The organism is Geomonas edaphica (assembly GCF_004917075.1).
In the GTDB taxonomy this organism is placed as follows: domain Bacteria; phylum Desulfobacterota; class Desulfuromonadia; order Geobacterales; family Geobacteraceae; genus Geomonas; species Geomonas edaphica.
Window position 1 is genome coordinate 616,475 of record NZ_SSYB01000001.1, and the last position, 22,516, is coordinate 638,990.

21 protein-coding genes and 1 tRNA gene are annotated in these 22,516 nt (G+C 56.7%); 2 read left to right on the forward strand and 20 right to left on the reverse strand.

From position 1 onward, the window contains the following. Positions 1-43: 43 nt before the first annotated feature. From E8K79_RS02580 to E8K79_RS02620, 9 genes are all read right to left on the reverse strand, one after another. Positions 44-1,000, reverse strand: coding sequence for a hypothetical protein (locus tag E8K79_RS02580; protein WP_246043745.1), 957 nt, complete (start codon positions 998-1,000; stop codon positions 44-46). Next, positions 1,000-2,064, reverse strand: a complete 1,065-nt coding sequence (locus E8K79_RS02585; protein WP_136513352.1) for an AI-2E family transporter — start codon at positions 2,062-2,064, stop codon at positions 1,000-1,002. Before E8K79_RS02585 ends, E8K79_RS02580 begins: the two co-directional genes overlap by 1 nt. A 117-nt stretch (positions 2,065-2,181) precedes the next feature. Continuing rightward, positions 2,182-2,466, reverse strand: coding sequence for a hypothetical protein (locus E8K79_RS02590; protein WP_136513353.1), 285 nt, complete (start codon positions 2,464-2,466; stop codon positions 2,182-2,184). A gap of 277 nt (positions 2,467-2,743) precedes the next feature. Continuing rightward, positions 2,744-3,445, reverse strand: a complete 702-nt coding sequence (locus E8K79_RS02595; RefSeq protein WP_246043676.1) for an outer membrane lipoprotein LolB — start codon at positions 3,443-3,445, stop codon at positions 2,744-2,746. A gap of 213 nt (positions 3,446-3,658) precedes the next feature. Then, positions 3,659-4,903 carry a spinster family MFS transporter gene (locus E8K79_RS02600; RefSeq protein WP_136513354.1) on the reverse strand — a complete coding sequence of 415 codons (1,245 nt, stop codon included), beginning with the start codon at positions 4,901-4,903 and terminating at the stop codon, positions 3,659-3,661. A gap of 28 nt (positions 4,904-4,931) precedes the next feature. Continuing rightward, positions 4,932-7,409, reverse strand: a complete 2,478-nt coding sequence (locus E8K79_RS02605; protein ID WP_136513355.1) for an AMP-binding protein — start codon at positions 7,407-7,409, stop codon at positions 4,932-4,934. A gap of 392 nt (positions 7,410-7,801) precedes the next feature. Beyond that, on the reverse strand, positions 7,802-8,047 hold the full coding sequence (locus tag E8K79_RS02610; RefSeq protein ID WP_136513356.1) for a hypothetical protein: 246 nt from the start codon (positions 8,045-8,047) through the stop codon (positions 7,802-7,804). A 67-nt stretch (positions 8,048-8,114) separates the two neighbouring features. Beyond that, the gene (locus tag E8K79_RS02615) at positions 8,115-9,155 is read right to left on the reverse strand and encodes a cytochrome d ubiquinol oxidase subunit II (protein ID WP_136513357.1); all 1,041 of its coding nucleotides are present in this window, start codon (positions 9,153-9,155) and stop codon (positions 8,115-8,117) included. Further along, positions 9,148-10,461 carry a cytochrome ubiquinol oxidase subunit I gene (locus tag E8K79_RS02620; RefSeq protein ID WP_136513358.1) on the reverse strand — a complete coding sequence of 438 codons (1,314 nt, stop codon included), beginning with the start codon at positions 10,459-10,461 and terminating at the stop codon, positions 9,148-9,150. The genes E8K79_RS02615 and E8K79_RS02620 overlap by 8 nt, the downstream gene beginning before the upstream one ends. Before the next feature lie 237 nt (positions 10,462-10,698). Here E8K79_RS02620 and E8K79_RS02625 point away from each other — a divergent pair, with 237 nt between their 5' ends. Further along, the gene (locus E8K79_RS02625) at positions 10,699-11,310 is read left to right on the forward strand and encodes a hypothetical protein (RefSeq protein ID WP_136513359.1); all 612 of its coding nucleotides are present in this window, start codon (positions 10,699-10,701) and stop codon (positions 11,308-11,310) included. A gap of 417 nt (positions 11,311-11,727) precedes the next feature. On the opposite strand, the gene E8K79_RS02630 is transcribed toward E8K79_RS02625, so the two are convergent. The 3 genes from E8K79_RS02630 to E8K79_RS02645 all read right to left on the reverse strand — a co-directional run bounded on the left by E8K79_RS02630 (position 11,728) and on the right by E8K79_RS02645 (position 14,071). Beyond that, positions 11,728-12,681, reverse strand: a complete 954-nt coding sequence (locus E8K79_RS02630; protein ID WP_136513360.1) for a homocysteine S-methyltransferase family protein — start codon at positions 12,679-12,681, stop codon at positions 11,728-11,730. 431 nt (positions 12,682-13,112) lie between these two features. Next, positions 13,113-13,505: a hypothetical protein gene (locus E8K79_RS02640; RefSeq protein ID WP_136513362.1), complete on the reverse strand. Its 393-nt coding sequence runs from the start codon at positions 13,503-13,505 to the stop codon at positions 13,113-13,115. 116 nt (positions 13,506-13,621) lie between these two features. Then, a complete protein-coding gene (locus E8K79_RS02645) occupies positions 13,622-14,071 on the reverse strand; it encodes a hypothetical protein (protein WP_136513363.1) in 450 nt (149 codons plus the stop codon). A gap of 559 nt (positions 14,072-14,630) precedes the next feature. Between E8K79_RS02645 and E8K79_RS02650 the strand changes: the two genes are divergently transcribed. After that, entirely contained in the window at positions 14,631-15,188 is a 558-nt protein-coding gene (locus tag E8K79_RS02650) for a transposase (RefSeq protein ID WP_198419764.1), read from the forward strand. Positions 15,189-15,308: 120 nt separating this feature from the next. On the opposite strand, the gene E8K79_RS02655 is transcribed toward E8K79_RS02650, so the two are convergent. From E8K79_RS02655 to glk, 8 genes are all read right to left on the reverse strand, one after another. Next, positions 15,309-15,914 (reverse strand): YajG family lipoprotein, encoded by a 606-nt coding sequence (locus E8K79_RS02655; RefSeq protein ID WP_136513364.1) that lies wholly within the window; start codon positions 15,912-15,914, stop codon positions 15,309-15,311. 427 nt (positions 15,915-16,341) lie between these two features. Then, a complete protein-coding gene (locus E8K79_RS02660) occupies positions 16,342-18,849 on the reverse strand; it encodes an SPFH domain-containing protein (protein WP_246043678.1) in 2,508 nt (835 codons plus the stop codon). Positions 18,850-19,086: 237 nt separating this feature from the next. Beyond that, positions 19,087-19,329: a type II toxin-antitoxin system HicA family toxin gene (locus E8K79_RS02665; RefSeq protein ID WP_136513365.1), complete on the reverse strand. Its 243-nt coding sequence runs from the start codon at positions 19,327-19,329 to the stop codon at positions 19,087-19,089. Further along, positions 19,326-19,532 (reverse strand): 2-oxoisovalerate dehydrogenase, encoded by a 207-nt coding sequence (locus tag E8K79_RS02670; protein ID WP_136513366.1) that lies wholly within the window; start codon positions 19,530-19,532, stop codon positions 19,326-19,328. Before E8K79_RS02670 ends, E8K79_RS02665 begins: the two co-directional genes overlap by 4 nt. Positions 19,533-19,730: 198 nt before the next feature. Then, positions 19,731-19,807 (reverse strand) — tRNA-Met (locus tag E8K79_RS02675). 159 nt (positions 19,808-19,966) lie between these two features. Continuing rightward, complete coding sequence (locus E8K79_RS02680; protein WP_136513367.1) at positions 19,967-20,629, reverse strand: FKBP-type peptidyl-prolyl cis-trans isomerase; 663 nt, start codon at positions 20,627-20,629, stop codon at positions 19,967-19,969. 85 nt (positions 20,630-20,714) lie between these two features. After that, on the reverse strand, positions 20,715-21,248 hold the full coding sequence (locus E8K79_RS02685) for a MucR family transcriptional regulator (protein WP_136513368.1): 534 nt from the start codon (positions 21,246-21,248) through the stop codon (positions 20,715-20,717). A gap of 245 nt (positions 21,249-21,493) precedes the next feature. Continuing rightward, positions 21,494-22,477: a glucokinase gene (gene glk, locus E8K79_RS02690; RefSeq protein ID WP_136513369.1), complete on the reverse strand. Its 984-nt coding sequence runs from the start codon at positions 22,475-22,477 to the stop codon at positions 21,494-21,496. Positions 22,478-22,516 lie beyond the last annotated feature (39 nt).

The window sequence follows — 22,516 nt, forward strand, 5'->3', positions numbered from 1 at the left end:
CCATCCCCGGGACCGCATCGAAGCATGCCGCGTCGCTCCCGCCTCAGTTCCCCTCTTTGGACTGAAGGGCCTCCTGCTGGGCCCGCTCCAGGCGCTTGTTGTTGAGGTAAGCCGGTTTGTCGATCTCTTTCAACTGACGGGGGTATTTCGCGGTCAGGTCGTACCAGCGGCTGAGGCGCTGTTCGAAGCGTTCCTTCTCGGGATACTTCAGGGTTTCCAGGTAGGTCTGCAGCGCGAGGTAGTAGCGCATGGTGTTTCTTTCCACCGCGCCGCGCACCCCCTCGATGTATTCCTGCTTCCCGTCTTGTCCCACCATGGTGAAGCCGACCTTGTCGCGCCCGAGTGTCGCGAAGTAGGTCTTAATCGCCATGCGCGCCATGGTGCCGTGACTGTAGGTATAGCTGAAATGAAGAAAGGTCCCCTGCCCGTCCAGCGGAACGGCCTGAACCCCGATCCGGTGGTCCTTCGTTCCGAGCGGCCCCTCGTCCCCCACGAGGTTCAGTTCGAGGTACTGGGGCTGGCTCGCCGCGACTTTGAAGGCAAGCTTCAGCGGATAGGCGTCGGAGGGGGGCTGGAAGTACTTGCGCCCGCTGTAGAGGGTGAGCTGGGCACTCTGCTTTACCTTGCGGTAAATGCACGCCTTGATGTTGATGTGCAGCGGAGTGATCTCGCACCAGGCGGAGGGAGACTGCAGCGCGTCGCGCACCGTCTCGAAGGGGAAATGGAAGACGCCGTACATGTCCACCCGAACCGAATCATGTCCCTCTTTCGACTCGAGGAAGATGGGTGCGCCAAACTGGTTCTTGTCTAGCTTCGACTTGATCTCGCCGTACTTGGCGAGGAGCGCGCGCTCCCCGGTCTGCTCCGTGTCCGCAGCGAAACAGGTGCCGCACAGGAAAGCAACGACAAACAAGACGACGGCGACGAGGCAAACCCGTTGAAAACGACCGGCGCTACCCATGTGTCCCCCCCCTTTGTCGGTCCCCACCAGCGCCCGCATCACGGAATCCCCCCCTGGTCGGCCGTTTCCACTCCGGAAACCGCGTCGTCCCACATGGAGAAAAGAACGGCGAAGATGACCGGCCCGACTATCAGCCCCAAAAGCCCCATGCTGACCACCCCGCAGAGGGCTCCGAGGACGACGGCCAGCGTCGAGATGTCGCTGGAGGCGCCTATGGCGAGGGGGCGAATGGCGTTGTCGGCAAAACCGACGAAGAGAATGCACCAGGCCGCGAGAAGCGCCGCCGCGAGATAGGAGCCCCCGAGCGCTATGAAGGCCGCCACAGGAACCCAGATGACCCCGGTGCCGACCACGGGAACCAGTGCGGCGATCGCGGTGAGAGTTCCGAAAAAGATCGGTGCGGGAACACCGGCCACCCAGTACCCCACCCCGGCAAGCACCCCTTGCGAGGCACAGGTCAGGACCGTGCCGACAACCACTGCGGTGGTGATGGAGCGGACCTCGCCGGCAAATTGCTGCGCCTTACGGGGATCAGGGGCGAGCCTGCCGATGCAGATGGAAACGAACCGGTCGCCGTCGCGGTAGACGAAGAAGAGGATGAACAGGGCGATGAGCAGGGTACCGAGGAAGCTCATCATGTTGCGCGCGAGATCTCCGGCAAGTCCCAGGATGATGCCGGAGCTGCTGGCGGCGACCTTCCCCCCGATGGCGGCCAGGTCGACACCGAAGCGGTCGACAAGAGCCATGATCTTCTGGGCGAAGGGGAATTGGCCTAGGGCGGTGCTCCCGCTCCTCGCGATAGTGCCGAAAAGCTGCTCCGCCTGCTGGTACCAGTCCGGGGCGTGGACGGCGGCGGTCACCACAAGTGCGGTAACGGGGAGTACGAAACAGACCGCGACCGCGAGCACCATGAGTCCCGCTGAGCGCCCTTCGCGCCCGTTTAAGAGGCGCAGCAGCCTATGGTAGTGAGGCATGGTGGCGATGCCTATGATGAGTGCCCAGGCGATGGGCTTCAAGACAGGAACGGTGAGCAGCACGATGAGAACGACGGCGCCAGCCGTGGCTAACGCCGCGAGGATGCTTAGGTAAGTTTTTCTATCCATCGGTCTCCCTTTGAAGGTGCAGGTAGTGTCGGGACTGCGAGGAAAATCGGGAAACGCCGCGTGGACGTTCGCGCCGCTGGCAGGTGTGCCTGCCGGTGGCGCGTCATCGAACGGGCCTCAGCGCGTGGTTTCTATTTTTCGTCCCTTCTCGTCGGTAGGTGCCGTCGGGCGCTGCACCCCTTCAGGCTGCACCGACTGCTCCGTCTGGAAGGAAGGACGCTCGTTACGCTCGTTGCCGAGGGCAGGCGCCTCTTCGGTCACTTTCCAGTTTTTCCCCACTGGCACCGAGAGTTCCTTCGGCTGTGCTACCTGGTTTGCGGGTGCCTGCTTTGTTTCATAGAGGGCGCAGGCGGGAAGTGAGGAAAGAAGTAGCGCTAGGATGATAAGGCGTGCGTGTGTCATGACGGGACTCCTAAAAGATGTGCTGCCGTTCAAGCTGAATCAGGTTGCCTGGAAGCGTTCGGTCTGCTTTCTTTGCATCATCCATGTGTCAGTAAGCATAGCAAGGGAGAGAAATAATTAAAAGTTTGTTTTTGAACGTACCGACAAATCCAGCAGCATGAGCGGCAAATCCAGCCGATTCCCACGTCAAAAGACACACCGAAGTTTCAATGAGCAGTGAAGGCAAAAAGGAACGCTCAATTATGGCAAAGAACCGGCCACGGTCAACACGGAGGGATCACATCGCCCTGAAATCTGCCAGCGGCTGCACAGTCATGCCGGTCAGATCCGGGCGCAGCGCCCCCTCCTCGACCGGCGCGTTCAACTGCGGTTCATCGAAGACGATGCGCGCCTCGGCGCCGGAAGCATCCCGGATGGTGATGGTTTCAGGGAAGGCGATCCCCTCCACCGCCTGGTAACCCTCGTAGCGCGCCTCGCTTCCTGAAGCGGAGACCTTTTTCTCGAGCATCCCTGTTTGGTCGAAATAATAGGTCGTCCCGGCGTCGGTCATGGTGTATCGCGGAGGAGCAGGAAGTAGCACGGGAGACGGAGCCATCACCCACCTGAGGAGCTGGATGCTCTTCAGAGCGCTCGATTCCGGCAGTTCGGAGAGGGCTCCCGTGTAGGCCAGCTGGCGGGAAGGGACCACGCAGGTGAAGCGGTCGTTGCCGCCGAAGGCCTCGAGAATGGTCTGCCCGAAGGGGGAAAGGATAGCCAAATGGTAGAGGTCGGGAGCCTGGTAGATGAGATACCCGCGCCCCGCGCTGCTGCGCCCTGCCGAAGAGGCGCTGATGCTGACCGACGACTGCAGCGTCTCTACATTACGCCCCGGGACCAGTCCCGTGAGCGGTTTTCGAGGTGCCGCACAGCCGAAAAGCTGCACGGCGAGCAGTGAAAGAAGGAAGATACGTCCAAGCGTCCGGCGGTACACGATGTTCACGATAAATCGCTCCAGTATTCCTCCCCCCGTTGCAAGGTTACTCCAGGAATTCCAGAAGAACCATGTCCCTGGCGCCACGAAGCAGCGAACTGCCCCAAGCGTCCCCCCCTTTGCGAAGGGGGGACAGGGGGGATTTGCAGTTTGATAATGCGTCAAACCTCTGAAAAACAGCAAAGGCAAAAGGTGCTGATACGATCCGCGTCAGCCGCCCCCTCACCCAACCTCCGGCGGTTCCGCGCGCGCCATATCCTCAGCCACGAACCTCCCGCATATGAAACAGAAAACGCCGGCCAGCGCCATGACCATCGGCGTGGTCAAAAGCGCGTTTCTAAGCCCCCATAGATCGGAGAACCAGCCGAGGATTGACGGCGACACCGCGTCTCCCAGGGCATGGATGAAGAAGATGTTCACCGCGAAGGCCATGGCGCGCACCGCGGGGTTCGTCACGTTGATGATCACCGTGTTGAGCGGTCCGGTGTTCAGAAAGAGGAAAAACTCGGCGACGAAGATAGCCGCCATGCAGGCGGGGACGCCCGGCGCCATTATGGCCCAGGCGGCAAAGGGGGCGCCGATGAAGAACCCCCAGCCGGAAACAAGCAGGTACCCCTTGCTGCTTTTCTTCTGCCAGCGGTCACCGAGGACCCCGCCGACGAGGGTGCCGAGAATGCCGGCCACCACGGTCGTCGCACCGAACATCAGGTTCGCCTTCTCAACGTTTAACGCGTGGGTGCGGAACAAAAAGGTCGGGATCCACTGGGCGAGCCCGCCTATGGCGAAGGTCATCGCCGCCATGGCCAGGGTGTTTGTGACAAAAGAGCGGTTGTGGAAGAGCTGCAGGTAGGCGCCGATTCCCTTTTCAGTCTCCGTCGTATCCGGATCGACGCGGCGCTCCGGGGCGCGCAGAAACCAAAGCGGCAAAGCGACCAAAAGCCCCGGAAGACCGACCATGAGAAAGGCGTAGTGCCAGCCGAAGCGCTGCCCCAACACGCCACCCATGAGGTAACCGAGGGCGCTCCCAACCGGGATGGCGACATAGAACCAGGAAAGGACGCTGCCGCGCTTCTCCTTCTCGAAAAAGTCCGCAATGAGCCCGGGGGAGACCGTTCCGAAGCTCGCCTCCCCTACCCCGACGGTGGCGCGGGCCGCGAGTAGCGAACGATACCCGGGGGCGAAACCGGCGAGGATGGTGGCGAAGCTCCAGATGATCAAACCGGTCGAGGCGAGGCGCACCCGGTTCCAGTGGTCGCCAAGCCAGCCGAAGACAGGCGCGATCAGCATATAGCTCAGCATGAAGGCGCTGCCGAGAAAACCAAGCTCGGTGTCGCTTATGCCGAAGTCGGCCTTGATCAGCGGGAACACGGCGAAAAGGACTTGCCGGTCGATGTAGTTGAGCAGGTTCACCGCAAGGAGAAGCCCCAGGGCATAGCGGCGATAGGCAGGGGATATGGCTACCTTCATCAAGAAAAACCTCCGTCACATCATTGCATCAAAGTTCAGCCACAGCCTGCTGGGCGCGGACCACGATCTCGGCGGGCTCCTCGAAACGGAAATGGAGCGGTTTGCCGAAGGTGACCGTTACCGTGCCGCGCTGGGGCAGGCTCGCCTGGTGCGGCGGAAGGATCTTGTCAGTGCCGATGATTTTCACCGGGAGTATCGGGATGCCGAGCTCCTTCGCGATGATCCCGAGGCCCAACTGGAAATCCTTCATGGTACCGTCCTGTGAGTGCCCTCCCTCCGGGAAGATCAGGGTGTTCAGACCGCTGTCGGTCAGTTTCCCCATGTATTTCACCGCACCGGAGAAGCCGCCGGTCTGGGGCAGCGGGAAAAGGTTCAAAAACAGGGTGCCGTACTGGTAGGCAAGCCGCCGCCAGACACGTTCAAAGCCACGGTAATCGTCGAAGAAGAACTCCTCCCAGGCCGCTGTCGCGGTGCGGTAGCGGATCTCCCGAGGGAGCGCGAACATGAGCGAGGGCTGGTCGAAGTAGCCCAGGTGGTTGGCGACGATGATCACCGGACCGTCGAGCCTGGTCAGGTTCTCCGCACCACGCACCTGAAGCTTCGCGAAGAGGCGGTAGAGCGGGTAGTTTATCAGGGCGTCCCCGATCATGCGCAGCGCGCGGACCGGTGCGGAGTTGGTCCAGAAACGGTAGTGGCCGCGATGCTCTCCCTTCTCGCGACGGGAAATGATGCGGCGCAACTCTGAGACTCGGGTCTGCGGTCCGATCTGGGAGTCCTCTATGTCGAGACGGAACTCCTGCTCCAGGTAGTTAACCAGTTCCAGACGTCCGATCGAGGTCAGGCCAAGGTCCGCGACCAGCAGGGACTCCTCCTTGATCTGATCCGGATCGGCGCCGGTCACCTTGGCGAGAAGGTTCACGAGGTGATCCCGGCTCGCACCGCCCCCCCCCTCGGCAGCACCTTTTTTCACGTGCTCCTTGACCTGGAATTTCCTGATCTTGAGCGTGGTCGTCTTCGGGAACTCCGGCTCGTTCCAGATGGTGTACCCGGTGATCTGGTGCAGCGAATCGAGCTTGGCGTTCGCTTCGGCTAAGATCTCCTCGGGCCTTTTCCCGCTGTCGTCGAGCAGCAAAACGGCGTGCACCTCCTCGCCGGAACCACGGTCCAGGCCGATGACGCAAGATTCCTTTACCCCCGGAACCTTGTTAAGCACCCCCTCCAGTTCGTCCGGATAGACGTTCACCCCGCCGCCGGTGACGATGAGCTCTTTCTCCCTCCCCTTGATGGTGAGCCAGCCGTCCGGGGTGATCTCGCCCAAGTCGCCGGTTTTGAACCATCCATCTGCGGTGAAGGCGGCGCGGGTCGCGTCTTCATTCTGGTAATACCCTGGGAAGACGTTGTCGCCTTTTACCACGACCTCCTTGCCGTCCAGTCGAAGCTCAACGCCCGGCAAAGGCGGCCCCACGGAACCTGCCACCTGGCGGTCGATGGTGTTGACGCAAAGAACCGGTGAGCACTCGGATAGCCCGTATCCCTCGAGGACGGTGAAGCCCATGGCATCCCAGAAGCGGAATACGTCGGGATCAAGCGGAGCTCCGCCGGAAACGAAGACGGTGAAGTTACTGCCGAACTTCTTGTGCACCGGGAAGAAAAGCATTTTCCGGGCGCCTTTGGAGAGCGGCTGTGCCTTCCCGGCGAGCCAGGAGAAAACGCCGTCCAGTTTCTTCTCGGCTAGCTCGCGCTCGATGGAGCTCTTCAGAAGCTGCATCAGGCGCGGCACCGACATGATGACGTAGACGTCCTCCTCGCCTAGCGCCTCCATGATGGCGGAAGGCTTCAGCGTGCGCGGGTAGATCACCGTGGCGCCCCGGTAAAGCGGCGTGAAAAATCCCCCCATCTGCTCGAACATGTGCGAGAGGGGCAAAAGCGAGAGAAACGAGAAGTCGGGGGTGATGATGGGGACCCCCTCGTTTATCTGCACCATGTTGGCGACCAGGTTCCTGTGGGTCAGGATGACCCCCTTCGGATTCCCGGTGGTACCGGAGGTGTATATCAGTTGCGCGATATCGTCGGGGTCGGGATGCACGGCATCAGCATACGGTGCTACCTCCTGCAGAAGGTACTGGAGATCCTCGAGAAACAGTGCATCCGGAACGTCGAGGCGCTCGGGCTTGAAGCGACTTTGCAATACGAGCGTAGCCTTAGTGAGCCCCAGGATCGACTCGGCGCGCGCCCGGTCCGACATGAAGTCGACGGGAACGGCGATGGCACCAAGCATGATGATGCCCCAGTAGGCGACGCCCCACCAGGAAGAGTTGGGGCCCCAAAGCAGCACCCGGTCGCCCGGGGCAACGCCGCGCTGCGCCAGCAGGTTCGCCATCCGTAGCGAGAGATCGGACAGTTCCCGGTAGGAAACGGTGAAGCGGCGCACACCGGTTCGGTTGATGAGAGCCGTCTTGTCGCCGAGTGGTGCGAAGCTATGAAAGAGATCTACCAGAGTCCTCATATCCGACTCCTCCGTAGGCAACAGCATTTCCTGAACTGGGACGAACAGGGTGGCGCTCATTGCGCCGCTACAGCTGATACGGTGCTCATAGTTCGTCCAGAAGCATTGTCACATGCTGAGTGCACTTTGGCAACATCCGGCAGAATGGCAAGCGAGTGTAACTGAACAAGGCTAGAATGCCAATCCGAAACGTCTTGCTGCTATTTCCCCTTTGCGAAGGTTCATCCGGGAATTCCGGGGAAGAAGCGATCCAGGAAATCAGTGTCCTTCTTACTGAGAACGGTGATCTCGCGTTCCCCCCTTTGCGAAGGGGGGATTTGCCTGTGTCCACCCCACAAAAAAGCCGCCCCATCACAGGACAGGGCGGCTCATTGTGAACCTGCACAGAGGGCCTACTTCTGCAGAATAGACCCCTTTTCTATCTGGTTCTTGCGAATCTCGTACTCTCTCCTGTCGATCCTTCCCGCCTTGTAGTCGTCTTCAAGCTGCTTCATCTGCCGATGCGCGCTGTACTCGTATGCACCGACCCCGACCGCGGCCCCACCCAGGGCACCGCCGACCGCACTCCCCCCCCTGGTCTCACACCCGGAGGCGAGAGCCAAGGACATTGCCGTAACGACCAGAAGTAACTTTTTCATGGTGGACTCCTTTGTTCGGTGAATTGGAGCTAATGCCCAGTCCAGCTTACCACCATGATTAGTTTTTTCACATCTTTTCAGGTGATCCGTTTTCTGATCCGGCAGGAGGAAGCGTCGAGGATGGCTCCCCCCGGAAGGTCCAATAGAGAAAAACGAGGGAAGGGATCAATATCAACGCACCGAAAGGCAGAATCGCTAGGTAAGCCACCAGTGATGAAAGGGGTGCCGCCGCGGCCTCGAGAGACATCTCGCCCACGATGAGATCCGGAGCCAGCGCGGCGGCAAACCCCGTCACGGTGAGGACGACGGTGGCTCCCGCGCAAAGCTGCGCTACCTTGAAGCGGCGCCATAGCAACAAAAGCTGCGTTCCCACTCCGGCAAATACGGCAAGCACGACGAAAAGCATGGGCCATGATTCAAGAAGCCTTTGGCTGAAGCGGGGGGCGTAACGCAGGGAGAGCGGAATCATCAAGGCAGTGGCGACGCCCAGTGCGACACCCGCCGCGATAGCGGCGTCCCTGAAATCGTCCTGAAGTGGCGGTGCCACCCGCACGGTCATGTAGACAGGGGCGAGATAGGCGCATATAGCAAGCCCGATCACCCCGCCCATGATGGTGAACGGAGTGAGCCAAACTGCGGTACCCGTCGCCGTGATGCCGTAATTGATGGTGATGGTGCCGGCAGCAGTGGCGGAAACAGCCATCCCCAAAGTGAAGGGGGTAAGCACGCTGGCGATTTCGAAGACTGTCGCGCTAAGCGGGACCTCCCGCCCGGTCTCCCGGCCGTAATGGCGAAAGGCGAAGGCCGCCCCCCGGAAGTTTATGCCGATCAGGGCGAGCACGAGTGGCGGCATGAGCGCGATGAACAGTGCGGCAAATCCTGATGGGAACGCGGTGAAGAGCGTCACCACGATGAAGATGAGCCACACGTGGTTCGTCTCCCATACGGGACCTATCGCGTTGAAAAGCGCCTCGCGCTGCTCACGCCTACGGGGACCGAAGGCGAGCGCAGTCCAAATCCCCCCGCCGAAATCTGCACCTCCAAACAGGGTGTATAAGATGAGGGCGACCACCAGAACCAGCGCGGCGAGGGTTACCGGATCAGCCATGTGTCACCTCCCCGCCCGTATCTTCATGCTTTCGCTCCAGCAACAACCTCATGATCCCAACGGTAAGGGCAAGGTAGACGAAGAGGAAGGTGGCGAACACCAGTAAGAGCCCGTCGTTCGGGGTGACCGCCTGCGAGGTGCGCAGGTATCCCATAACTACCCACGGCTGCCTACCGAATTCGGTGACCATCCAGCCGCTTTCAAGCGCGATGATGCCGAAGGGGGCGGCAAAAGCGATGCATTTTAGCTGGGCACGTCCGGGCTCCGTCTCTTTCTTTCTCCAGCGCGGCCACCAGTAGCAGATCAGGGCGAGCGCCATGACGAAGAACGAGCCAACCATCAGGTCGAAAAACGGATGCACGAGGCGGGGGTCCGGGGTCGTCCCCTGCGGGAAGGCGTCGAGTCCCTGCACAACGGCATCTGGGTCGTGGTGTGCGAGAATGCTCAACAGCTTCGGGATCTTGATCCCGTAGGACACCGTTCCCGTTTCCGGATCGGGCCACCCACCGATGATGAGCGGAGCAGCCGCCGAGGTCTTGAAGTGCGCCTCCATGGCGGCCAGTTTCGCGGTCTGGTGCTCCGCTACGGCATCAGCAGCCCAGTCGCCGGTGACCAGCATGAGCGGGGCAGCCACCAGGGCGACGGCAAGAGAAAGGGAGAGTGCTTTTTTTCCATCCGCCTCTCCCCTCCCCTTCAACAGCGCCACCGCGTAAAATCCGGCAACGGCAAAGGCGGTCGCAACGTAAGCGGCCAGGGTGCCATGGACAGCCTGGTGCAGCCAGGCCTGGTTGAAGAAGGCGCGCATCGGCTGGACGTTTGCCGGGGCGCCGTCGATCATCTGGAATCCGGCAGGGGTGTTCATCCAACCGTTGGCGCTGATGACGAAAACAGCCGATACCGCCGAGGCGAGTGTAAGGGGGATGGTGCAAAGAAACAGCGCGCGCCTGGAAAGCCGCTCTTCTCCGTAGATATACAGGGCGAGAAAGATCGCCTCGGTGAAGAAGGCGAACCCCTCCATGGAGAATGCCAGCCCGATCATCGGTCCGCTGAAGGCCATGAACTGCGGCCAGAGAAGTCCGAGTTCGAAAGAGAGGATGGTCCCGGAAACCGCGCCGATGGCGAAGAGCACTCCGGCGGGTCTGATCCAGCGTCTGGCGAGGAGATGCCACGTATCGTCGACGGTTTTAAGCGCCAGCCCCTCGGCCAGCATGAGCATAAGCGGCAGGCCGATACCGATGGTCGCATAAACGATGTGGAAGGCGAGCGAAGCGCCCATAAGGGCGCGAGCAGCAAGCAGGTTGTCCATAGGCTTCCTCGTGAGGCAATGGCGTTGATATCGGTCGTGCGCCCTTCCATCCTTACGAAGCGGCGCTCGTCACCATATTTTTTTAAAGCCATCTAAGTTTGGGGATTCAAAGAGGTTTGTCAAGCAACTGCGGGACGCGGAGCATCAGCGTTGACAGGGGATTCTTGCGGAGCAGGGAAAGAATGCTAAGGTTAGGCCGTTCCAACAAAATCAACCATTTCAAGAAGGAGGTCGGTAATGGCCCACAACAACAACATTCCGCATCCGGAGATGGTAGCGAAGTCGGAGGAGGTGCGTCAGGGATTCACGACCGAGGTTCGTGACTACCTGGTGTCACTCCTCCTGACCCCTGAAAGTTACGATGTGTTGCATGAACGTTTCGAGAAGAGCGTCACAGGCTTTTACAAAGGAGACCCGGAGAAGGTAAAGGAGTGCGAAGAGGCTCGTCGCGATTTGGAGCAAGCAATCTCGGTTATCCAGGGAGTCCGTAAAGCTTTAAGTGTCGTTGACCCCAGCGTATATGAAAAGCCAGAGGATTCACATCAAAAATCCTCGACCGCCGGTGCGGCATTGGCTGCGGCCAAAGATCTGAGGATATTTTACGACAAAGGTGGGCAGCCCTACTGCTCATTTACCAAGCTGCCAGGTTCAAAGGGCCACGAGATATGGTTCTGTACAGGAGAACCAGGCGTAGAAGCTAATTGGAGTCTGTTGATGTGGTCTACTACCTGCCAAAAGATGTATCTCAAGGGATTAAACAGAACGCGGACCAACTATTTGAAGCTAAGGTGTAAAAGAGGCAATGAGGTAGGGCCTTGGTCGAACATGATCATCTTACCACCCGTGTGACAACTTCCTGCACGCCCCTCCTCCGCTCGGAGGGGGCGTGCAGGCATCACCTTCAAGTCGGAAGCACCCATCACCTTGGTTACGTCAACCTCTCAAACCAATTGGTAGATCACAACCTCCTGTCGACATCCATGAACTTGTTTCAGACCGTCATTTCTGAAACGGATTCGTCATTAACGGATTCGTCATTTCTGAAATGGATTCGTCATTTCTGAAAATGGATCCGTCGTTTCTGAAACGGATTCGTCATTTCTGAAAATAGATCCGTCGTTTCTGAAACGGATTCGTCATTTCTGAAAATGGATCCGTCGTTTCTGAAACGGATTCGTCATTTCTGAAAATGAATCCGTCGTTTCTGAAAACGGATTCGTCGTTTCTGAATCACATGCATCGCTCCCCGATCAGCAGTATTAGATATCAGGACCAGGACGTGGGAGACTGCAGGCGTGCGGCCAGAGCAGACAGGTGGCGGCCATCCGTACCGCAGCACCCGCCAAGGATCTTGAGCCCGAGCTCCGTGCCCATGGCGGCCACCGATGCCCCAAATGCCTCCGGGGCCTCTTCCACGAGAGAAGTGCTGTTGTCCAGGTCTTCCGGGCTGAGAGCTGCGGTATTTGCGAGAAGGCCGATGATGCGCCGGCGAACGTCCGCAGACGAATTGGTTTCGTGGAGTAACGCAGCTCTGGCAAAGGTGACATGTGTGCAATTGATCATGAACGCGAGCGGTTTGGGGTCGGCTACGGCGTCGATTGCAGCGATGGCCTCCTTAAGCGGCGTTCCATCGAGAAGGGTGCCGGTCGGTCGGACCACGAAACTCACTATGTAGGGTTTTCCTGTCTTCGCCAAGGACAAGGCAAGGCCAGTTGCTTCACTCAGAGCGGGCAGCGTAGCTGCCAAGAGAAAGTCCACCTTCGTCGCCGCGAGCTTTTCCGCCTGCCACGCATGATATTCCGCCGCCTGGTTTACCGGGAGAGCCTCATCAGGACGGTAGGCGTCACCTTTACAACTCATCAACCCGCAGATGAGAATCTTGTCGGCGTATCCCTGGTAGCTCTGTCTCAAGCCTTCCAGAAAGGCCGCGTTGTCGCCGTTAAGGTCGGTGCCCTCAAGGCCTGCCGCGGCGATCCGTTCCCTGCTCGCCCGCCATGTCGGAGTAGACATGAGGAGAGGCAGTCCGGCTTGGCAGCCGATGTCGAGGTACTCCCGGCAAATCCCCTCCAGCGCCCTCCGCTTTTCATCATCGTAGATGAAAGCCGAGTTCACGACAAAGGGATCGAGCTCAACGCCCTCCATGCGGCGCAGACGCTCGATTACGGCCCCCTCACCAAGAATGAACGGGTATCGACTCAGAATGGTGTCGATGGTGTTCATCGTCTCTCTCCCTTCTCCCGAATTCGAATCTGCTCATCACTGGTAGGCGGGCTCAACATTCGAACGATCCAATTCTGCTCAAAAGTCCAAAAGTCTGGGATGATCCCGCCTTTCCCGGCCTGCCTTTTTCGGCGGCCTGGTCGAGCCGAAAGTTGAACATCCGTTTCTTTTGTTTTTAAGATGCGGTTTTTTTCGTGACCTCAATCAATGCTGTGATGAAAGCAGAATCATCGAATAAAAGCTTCATTCCATTAGCCAATGCCTTATCTAAGGCCAATCGAGCATTTTCACCTGTCATGAGTTGAATGTTTGGCTCGATTCCTTGCGTTACTATTTGACGTGAATAAAGAATATTTCCATTCTTCCTCATGCCCGAGGAACTCAAGCACGTCTGCACTAGGCAACTGGCAAAGTCGCGATTTCAAGGTGCCTCATAGATTAGAAAGTGAAACGATTCCAGGAACTAATTCAGGAACGACGCCATAGGCGCAGATGCAGTTCTTGTCTTTTCCGAGGATCGTCAGAAGGATGGGTTTTCCCGCATACTTCTCTTTTACAGGCTGTTGTATAAATTTCACTTTCTTGCCTACGTATGGCCGCAGATCGTAACCGTCTTTTCCACAAGCGTTCACTGTCAGTTTCCATGGAAAGACGTTGAGCGGGGGTAAGATCATGGTTGTAACCGTTGGTGTTCCAACAGGATGCAAGCCACTTCTTTTTATTGAATCTTTGATTGACTCGGAAGCAAAAGTTTTTGTAGCAAAGCAATATAAAGACAGTAAAAAAACCGACAGAATCCTAACAACACGTTTGTTTCTCGCCATAATAAAAGCTCTCCTTGCTGAGGACTGGGCGGAAACGAGGTAACTCAAGGAACCCAAGCACGCCCCCTCTAGCCCATGCGCGGCAGGTGTTAGTCCACGTCGATGCTGGATCGCTCTTATCCGCTGAATTTCTGTCTCATCGTTCGCACGACATAGAACGTAGCGAGACCCAACAACATCGGCGCCAGGAGCCTTAGGACGTCGGTAAACTCTGTGCTGTCTAAGAGCATCTTTACAGGTTCTTTCACATTGTATCTTGCCATCTCCCAGAGAACTAGCACTGGTAGGATTACCTTCAAGAGGAGCAGGACTAAAAAAGTCCCAATAAATCTGATAGGTGTGACTAATACTGCGATAGCAATCCCTATTACTACAAAAAACCAGTCCCAATAAAGACTACCACCGACTAATACAGGCACTACACCACCTAATATTGCCACCAAAGCGTAACCACCAATGGACTTATTCCAGTTCTGCTCCTTGTTCTTTCCGAAAATGGAATCAAACAACGGAGGCAGAAATATACAAAGCACAATAATGGTCAGACTTGCGTACACTGCTATCATTTTATTCCATTGCCAATGGTTGGTGGGTGAGCGGCGGCGGAGCCGTCCGTCTCTAACCGTTGCGTTGTTATTGTTACCCATTCGGTAATGCCGCCTGTTTGCTCACCAAGGCGGTGAGATCAACTCCCGACAGTGACAGCAAAGGACAGCAAAGGGACGTTGTTAATATTTTCATTTTTGCTCTACTTACGCCACCAAATGTAAATATATTAACAACGCCCCCCCTGCCTTCTGTTGAAGCAACCAATTCCTCTCCCAAACAGGGGGGCGGTTTTTATTCTTGCTCTGTTTACTTCTTCTTGGCCTAAATATTTGTTCGATCGTCAAAGATCAATCAAGAATAAAGACCTGATAATCATCTAAAGGCACCTCCTGGCATAACAAGAGGCGAACAAACTTCCTGATATGCTGTTACAGAGACGCCAATCTCGTAACCTCAGGAGGTGCCAAATGAAACTGTACTCTGGTATCGATCTACATTCAACAAGCGAGTTGTCGTCGAATCCACGTATAACTGGTACTGGCTGGTGGACGGCCTGATGCCTTTTGGCTGGCAGAGATGCTGCGACTTGACATTCTTCCAGAGGGCTACATTTATCCGAAGGAAGAGCGTCCGATCCGAGACCTGCTCAGGAAACGGCGCCACCTCGTAGCTTTGAGGACTTCGATGCTCATAAGCCTTCAGAACATCATTACCCGCAATTGCGGAATCACGATGAAAAGTCGGGATATCAAGCGGATTCGTGAGGACCGTGTCTCTCCGCTTTTGGCCGGCAATGAGGATCTTGCTCTTGCAGGCAAAGTCAGCAAGGAGTCAATCGACTTCTTGACTCGGCAGATCCGCAGCATCGAAACTTTCGTCGACAGGAAGCTTGAGCTCAACGATGGATATCAAGAGCTACTTTCAGTTCCTGGCATCGGGAAGATTCTCGGGTTAACCATCATGCTCGAGACAGGTCCTGTTGAGCGATTCCAAAACGTTGGCAACTACGCCTCATACTGTCGCCTTGTCTCCTCACGCTGGACTAGCAATGATAAGACAAAGGGCAAGGGTAACAAGAAAAACGGCAATAAGTATCTCTCCTGGGCGTTCAGCGAAGCAGCAGACCCCGTTTAGCCCATTCGAACGATCCAATCCTGCTCAAAGCCCAAAAGTCTGGCCTGCCCCCGCTTTTCCCCGCCTGCCTTTTTCGGCGGCCTGGTAAGGCCAAAAGTTGAATACCCGTTTCTTTTGTTTTTAAGATGCGGTTTTTTTCGAAACCTCAATCAATGCTGTGATGAAAGCAGAATCATCGAATAAAAGTTTCATTCCATTAGCTAATGCCTTATCTAAGGCCAATCGAGCATTTTCACCCGTCATGAGTTGGATGTTTGGTTCGATTCCTTGCGTTACTATTTGACGTGAATAAAGAATGTTTCCATTCTTGTTTTTCACTAAAATGCTCATGTTCAGATCGGCAACGGAGTCTCCAGCAAAGAAGCCTGATTTGTGATCATTCCAGAACCTAGTCAAATCAGCAGTTATCGATACAAGTGCTTGGCTACCGACCTTAAATCCACGCGATTGTAACTCTTGTTCAATGGCCCTTCTGAGAGTTATGGCTACGTCCTCATTTGCGAGAATGGGCGCCATCTCCATTCCAAATCCATTCTTTTTGCAACTGACTTTGTTGCTTTTGTCTTGTCGCTGATCATTGATATTGACGTCTACTACGACATCTTTCGCACCTTGGATCTCAGACACACCAACCTGAGGGACGTAAGACAGATTAATCTTATCTGTTGTCAATGCGCAACCGGACAGCCAGGCAGATACAACAAGCAACAAAATCATTTTTTTCATTTTCTCTCCTCTTTCACTTCTAATAGTAGTTACACTCACTCAAAACAGTTTTCTCGTTTTAGGTACATGGGGGGCAGGTCTTTACTCTTGCTCCACTTACTCCTTCTTGGCCGAAATTATTGTCCTGATCGTCAAAGATTAATCAAGAATAAAAACCTGACCCTCACACCCGTATGGAGGCCGCAAAGCGAAGCCCTCTAACCAAGTTCTGTGCCACAAATTTGGCAGCTGATTTCATCACCAGTCATCTTAGCGCCACACCTTACACAATTCGTTTGGGTGATGACACTTTATGGAGCAGTACCGCACCACAAAAAGGGGACACGTATAAGAATATAAGTTTTGAGACTGTCATCTGCAGAGCCCTTAGCGCGTTCACCGTAGTCCCTCCACTTATAGGCCCCCTGCTCTTCTGTTGTTCTATCTCTTACCCTTTTGGCAATGCCGCCTGCTTGTTCACCAGCGCGGCGAGATCGACTCCCGGCAACACCCGGCTCAACTGGCCCATCAAACCGTCGCCTGCATTCCCGCCGCCGGTTACTAGGACGTCGGGGACGATCTTGATCTTTCCTTCCTGGATGGCGGCGGCTACCAACTCGACGATCTTGATCTGCTTGATGGCTTCTTCGCCGATGGCTTCCTGCTGCTTGTTGTAGGCCTGGGCGGTGGCTTCACCGATGGCGGCAATCTTGGACGCCTCGCCGTCGCCTATCGCCTTCAACCGCTTCCCTTCACCGGCCCCTTCCAGCGCCTTGGACTCGGCGTTGCCTTCGGCCAAGGTGATCATCTCGGCTTTCTTCTGGGTGGCGACCTTCACGGCAATCTCGGAGGCCACCAGGGTGGGCTGCTGGTCGGCGGTGGCGCGCATCTTCTCCATCTCGGTGCGCTCCGCCTGGGACTTCTGCTCCATCTTGTACATCTCCTGCTGCTGCTCGGCAATGATCCTCTTGGTCTGGGTCTGCATCAGATCTTCGGGAAGCTTGATCTGGCAGATCAGCACGGATACGCACTCGACGTGATACTTCTCCAGGTCGACCCGGGCCCTAGATTCCGCCTTGGCCTGCTCTTCGGAACGGCTCTGCAGGAAGTTCATCGCGGAGGCAGTGGAAGCCTGGTTGCGGAAGGAGGAGTCGATCATCGGGTGTATTACGTGTTGGATAAGGTTGTCGATTGAGCCGACCTTCGCCACCATGTACGGCGCCTGGTCCGGACGAACGCGGATGACCACCTTGACGGAGACCTGGATCGGGAAGCCGTCCTTGGAGATAACGGTCAACTGGTCGAAACGGGTGTCTTCCTGATCATCCCAGTCTATGGTGATGTTGGTGGTGTCGATGATGTACGCCATGAAGGCGCGACGGTTGAGGTAGTAGCGTCCCGGTCCGGCCACTTCCTCCTGGATGCCGCGGAATCCCTTCGGGACGACGTACTTCTCCTTCCCCTCTTCTTCCGAAGCGCCGGTCTGTGACGAGCCGAGCCGTTTCTTCATCTCCTCGGTCGGGTCTTCTCCGACGTTGGAGACAATAACACCGACCTGGCCGCGCTCGACCACGGCAACATCGTCGATGGCGACGCTGAACATGAGCGGGTTGATGTAATAGGTTCCCGGGCGCAACACGTCCAGTTGCGGGCCGCGCTGCCCGTGTTTGAGCAGGAAGGCGGAACCGTCCTGATAGTCGTTATGGCCGGTGATCGGCGAGGCGACGTACTCGCGCTCCGGCAGCGGAATGCCGTCCAGAGCGGTCACGAGACCGATCTTGTTCGCCTCGACCACCGCCGCCGGCGCGACCTGGATATTGAACAGGTTCAGGTTGATACGGTAGGTACCGGGGAGAAGCACGTCGATCTGGGGTCCCTTTTGCCCGCCGTTTTTGATGAAGGCCTCGCCGTTTTCGTAGTTGGAGTGCCCCGGCACGCTCTGGGCGAGAAGACGTCCCATGGGAATGGGTGCGCCGTCCTGGGCGGTGACCATGCCGACTTCCCCTTTCGCGATGATGACGGCCTCGGCCTTGGTCACCTTGAAAAGGTTCGGATGGATGCGGTAGACGCCCGGCGGCAGGATCTCGGTCTGAGGCCCCTTCTGGCCGCCGCTCACGATGAAATCTTGGCCGGACTGGAAGGAGTTGTGCCCGGAGACCACGGAAGCAAAGATGCGTCCGGCAGGGATGGCGGAGCCGTCGGCCGATTCCACCAGGCCGATCTCCCCGTCGCCGATCTTGGTTGCCGAACTCTTGGTCACCTTGAATAGGTAGGGGTTGATGCGGTAGTTGCCGGGAGGGATGATCTCGATCTGCGGACCTTTCTGTCCGCCGTTGTTGATGAAGGCCTCGCCGTTTTGGAATGAGCTGTGCCCTTCCACCGCCTGGGCGAAGATCCTCCCCTCCGGTATGGCGACACCGTCCACCGACTCGACGATACCGATCTCGAAGTCCTTGATCTCGGTGACGTTCCCCTTGGTCAGCTTGAAGAGATACGGGTTGATGCGGTATTTGCCCGGAGGAAGCACCTCGATCTGCGGTCCCTTCTGCCCACCGTTTCTGATGAACGCTTCGCCGTCCTGGAAGGAATTGTGGCCGGCGACGACCGCGGCGAAGATGCGTCCGGACGGGATCGATGTGCCGTCCACCGATTCGATCAGGCCGATCTCGTTTTCCAGTATCTCGGTGAAGACGCTTTTCGTGGCCTTATAGATGAAAGGGATGAGGAAATGCAGTCCCGGTCCAAGGGTGCGGGCCTGGATCCCTACCTCGTTCCCGAGGGCCACGACCCGCCCCTGCGGCATCTTGCTGCCGAACCAGCGTCGCTCGATGAGGGCGATCTCGTTGCCGCCTACGATGACCACCGAGTTCCAGAGCAGAATTACGAGGGCGGTGAAGGCAACAAAGTAGAGATAATGATTACCAAGCCAGATGAAGAGATTTGCGGGGTCGGACACGGTGCCTCCTGGAGATGTTCGTGCTCGGGATAGACTAAAAAAAATCCATTAAAAAAGCCGCCAGTGCTGGTGAATAGCACTGGCGGCTGTGAACTGTGACAAACTGCCTCTTCCTATTGTCATGTTGACCTCTTAGCAGGATTCGGAGCGAGTGTCTTTATACGCTCTTTTTTACTTGGAGGTCAATGAGAATGAATCAACGTGCGAAATTTCTGATTGAAGCGCGTTGGATTATTGTTAAGCGAAAAGAATTTCCAGCAGATTATCACGCGTTATTTTGTGGTGGGATTCAATATCGGAGAGAATGGCGGCAAGCGTGCCAACTTTGAGCGGAATATGGGCGGGTACGGTAATATGATGCTCGCCATCTGCGGTCGTTGAAAGGCGGATATGACTGCCGGTCTGGCGGGTAATCGTATAATCAAATTTGCGAAGAGCTTTTGCTAGGTCATAGCCGGTGATGTCACGCGGCAGTTTCATACAGCCAAGACTTCCTCATGGACGAAATGAAGGCGGATCATCTTGGGTGCAGCGCCTGCTTCGAAGTGGCACAGGACCGCGTCTCTCACATTTGTATGGAGTTCTTCAAGGGTGTCGGCCTCGGTAAATATTGATTCGCCAAGAGCCTTGGCGACATACCCACCTTCCGGCCCGCTCTCTACAACGAACAAGATCTCATTCATAGCCAGCTCCTCTCGGGGAAATATATCAAAGAGCGGAGGAAGACGCAACACGACCGAATAGAGGGGTGCGGAATATGGTCTGACGCGACATGATTATAAGTGATAGGGTCGAAGGTGGACGAGGTGAAGAGGAACTCCGATGGAGTAATCACAAAAGCAAAAGAGCCTTCCGGCGGTGACCGGAAGGCTCTTTTTTTATGGTGGCGGTGCAGGGACTTGAACCCCGGACAACACGGATATGAGCCGTGTGCTCTAACCAGCTGAGCTACACCGCCAAGCTCTTATTTGTAATGATGTCAACTACCTGCTCGTCTCTTGCAACGGTTTCTGCCGCGCCTCAAGAGACACTCTTTATAGTCTAGAGCGCTTTCGTTGTCAATAAAAAATAGCGCTAAAACTTTCTCATGCTGCACGGACATTTCAGCAGCAAGATTTTACTTCAGTATATCCAGAAGCTCGACCTCGAATATCAATGTCGCATTGGCGGGAATCATCCCGGAGCCCTGCTCACCGTAGGCCAGTTCAGGAGGACACACAAGCTGTGCCTTGCCGCCGACCTTCATCTTCTGCACGCCCTCGGTCCAGCACTTGACGACCTGGTTCAACCCGAACTCAGCGGGACGCCCTGCGGCGTAGGAGCTGTCGAACTCCTTGCCGTCGACGAGGGTGCCGCGGTAATTGACCTTAACCCTGTCGGTGGCGGCAGGACTTGCGCCGGTCCCTTCCTTGATGGACTTGTACACGAGCCCCGAAGCGGTCTTGACCGCACCTTTCTCGCTTGCTGCCTTCTCGACAAACTCCTTTGACTTGGCAGCAAGACGCTCGCCCTGTGCGGCCCGACGCGCCAGTGCAAGCTGCTGGATTTTAGCCTTGTAAGGCTCGATGTCGAAATCCGGCTTCTTCCCGGCAATACCATCCTTAACGCCTTTCAGCACCTGGTCCAGTTCGTCCGACGTCATGTCGAAGATGGCCAACTGGCGTGCCATTACCTGGCCTACGGCATAAAGGGTCTTCTGGTCCTCGGCTTTCTTGTCGTCAGCGGCAAAGGCGGGGACGGCGAGAAATACCAACAGGGCGACAGCTATCAACTTGGTCATGATTTAGTCCTCCTGAAAATGTATTGGCTTCGGAATCAAAAAAAGCACCCCTCGCGAGGTGCTTTTTACAGACGTAGGAACCGGCCTACTTCTTGGCCTTGGGTGCTACTTTTGCCTTGGGGGCTTTGGCGGCTTTTGCCGGTGCCTTGGTCGCCTTCGCGGCCTTGGCCGGTTTGGCTACCGTCTCTTTCTTCGCCTCGATGTTGGCCATGCGCACTTCCCTCGCCTTGGCAAGGTTGTCGGCCAGACCGCGGTCCTGCGCCATCTTGCGGCGGGACTCGGAATAGCTCTTCGCGGACAGGGCCTGCTTGCTCGGAATCCCGAACTGCTTCTTGTAGGCACCGGGCTTCATGCCGTGCGCTGTGCTCAGGTGACGCGCAAGGGTCTTGAACCCGCCTTTGCCGCAAACAAGGCAGACCACCTCGTTCTTTTTGAAGGCTTCTTTGATGGAGAGTGAAGCTTTTGGTTCTTCGACGCCTTCCACGCCCTGCCCTGCCTCAAGGTTCTTCAGTGCAGCGTGAACTTTGGCTATTTCCGCGAGAAGCTCATCCGATGTCATCGGCGTGCTGGAGGCATGCGATGCAACGAGTTGTGCAGCTATTTCTACCAAGGTCGCCATTTACCACCCTCCTTCAAAGTTATAGTTAGGTGATTAATAGCAGAGACGGAGATATTGTCAATAATAAAGTAAAAATAACATTGTTGGACTGAGTATACGGGAGGACAAAAAGAATCGAACTTCATCGCAGAAGAAATCGACTTTAAATGATGAGGTACGCAAACCCGGGAAGTGCATTTGTCGAGCCGGCAGAATCATGCAGCAGCTCCGGCGCCTGCAAAGAACAGCGAGAAAGAAAGTGTATCTCACAGATGTGCATAGAATGCAGCTCTTCCGGCACCTAAAAGAGCGGTTTTTTCATTCAGTATGACGTGCACCGGAATAGACTGTACCAGGGGACTCAGCCTGCCTTTTGCGGTAAAAGAAAGCATGAATGCCGGTCCTTTTAGCAGATCCAGTATCTTCGGTGCGATCCCTCCGCCAAGGTAGACGCCGCCTGTGGCGAGAAACCTGAGGGCGGCGTTGCCTGCCTCGGCTCCGTAGACGGATATGAAGACCTCGAGGGCCTTCGCGCACATGGGGCAGCGGGATTCAAGGGCCGCCTTCGTAATGACCGCGGGTGGATCGCCCACCGTCATCGCGGCAGCGATGGATTCCTGTTCGGGGAAGTAATGCTTGTCGCGCAGAAAACGATAGATGTCCAGGAGCCCTGGGCCGGACAACACACGCTCGTAACTGGCCCGGCCGTGCTTCGTCTGCAGGTAAAGGAGGAGTTCCGCTTCCAACTCGTTGCGTGCCGCGAAATCGGCGTGTCCGGCTTCGCTGGGAAGCGGGTGATGGATACCTCCAGCGAAGTAGGCGAGCGACTCACCAAGGCCTGTCCCCGCCGAGACCACGGCTATGGTGCCGGAAGGGTTGGCAACGCCTTCGTTGAGAGTGTGGAGATCTTGCTGTTTAAGCGACGCGATGCCGTAGGTGTTCGCCTCGAGATCGTTGATAAGCAGCACACGTGGGAGTTCTAAAGCCGCAGCAAGTTCATCGCTCTCGATGGTCCAGGGAAGGTTCGGTGTGCGGACCCGTCCCTCGATGATGGGACCGGCGATACCGAAGCAGGCGCGCTCCGCGCTGATGTGATGCTGCGAGGCGAAGTGGCGTACGATATCGATAAGGCTGCCGTGGGTGGCGCTTTTGTACTGCGCCTCGGCAAGTGTGGTGAGTCCGGCGGGATCGGCCTGAAAATAGGCAATACGGGTCGAGGTTCCCCCCACATCTCCTGCGAGAATGAGCATATGACCTCCCGTTAAAGGCTTTGCTGTGGCTGCGTTGGC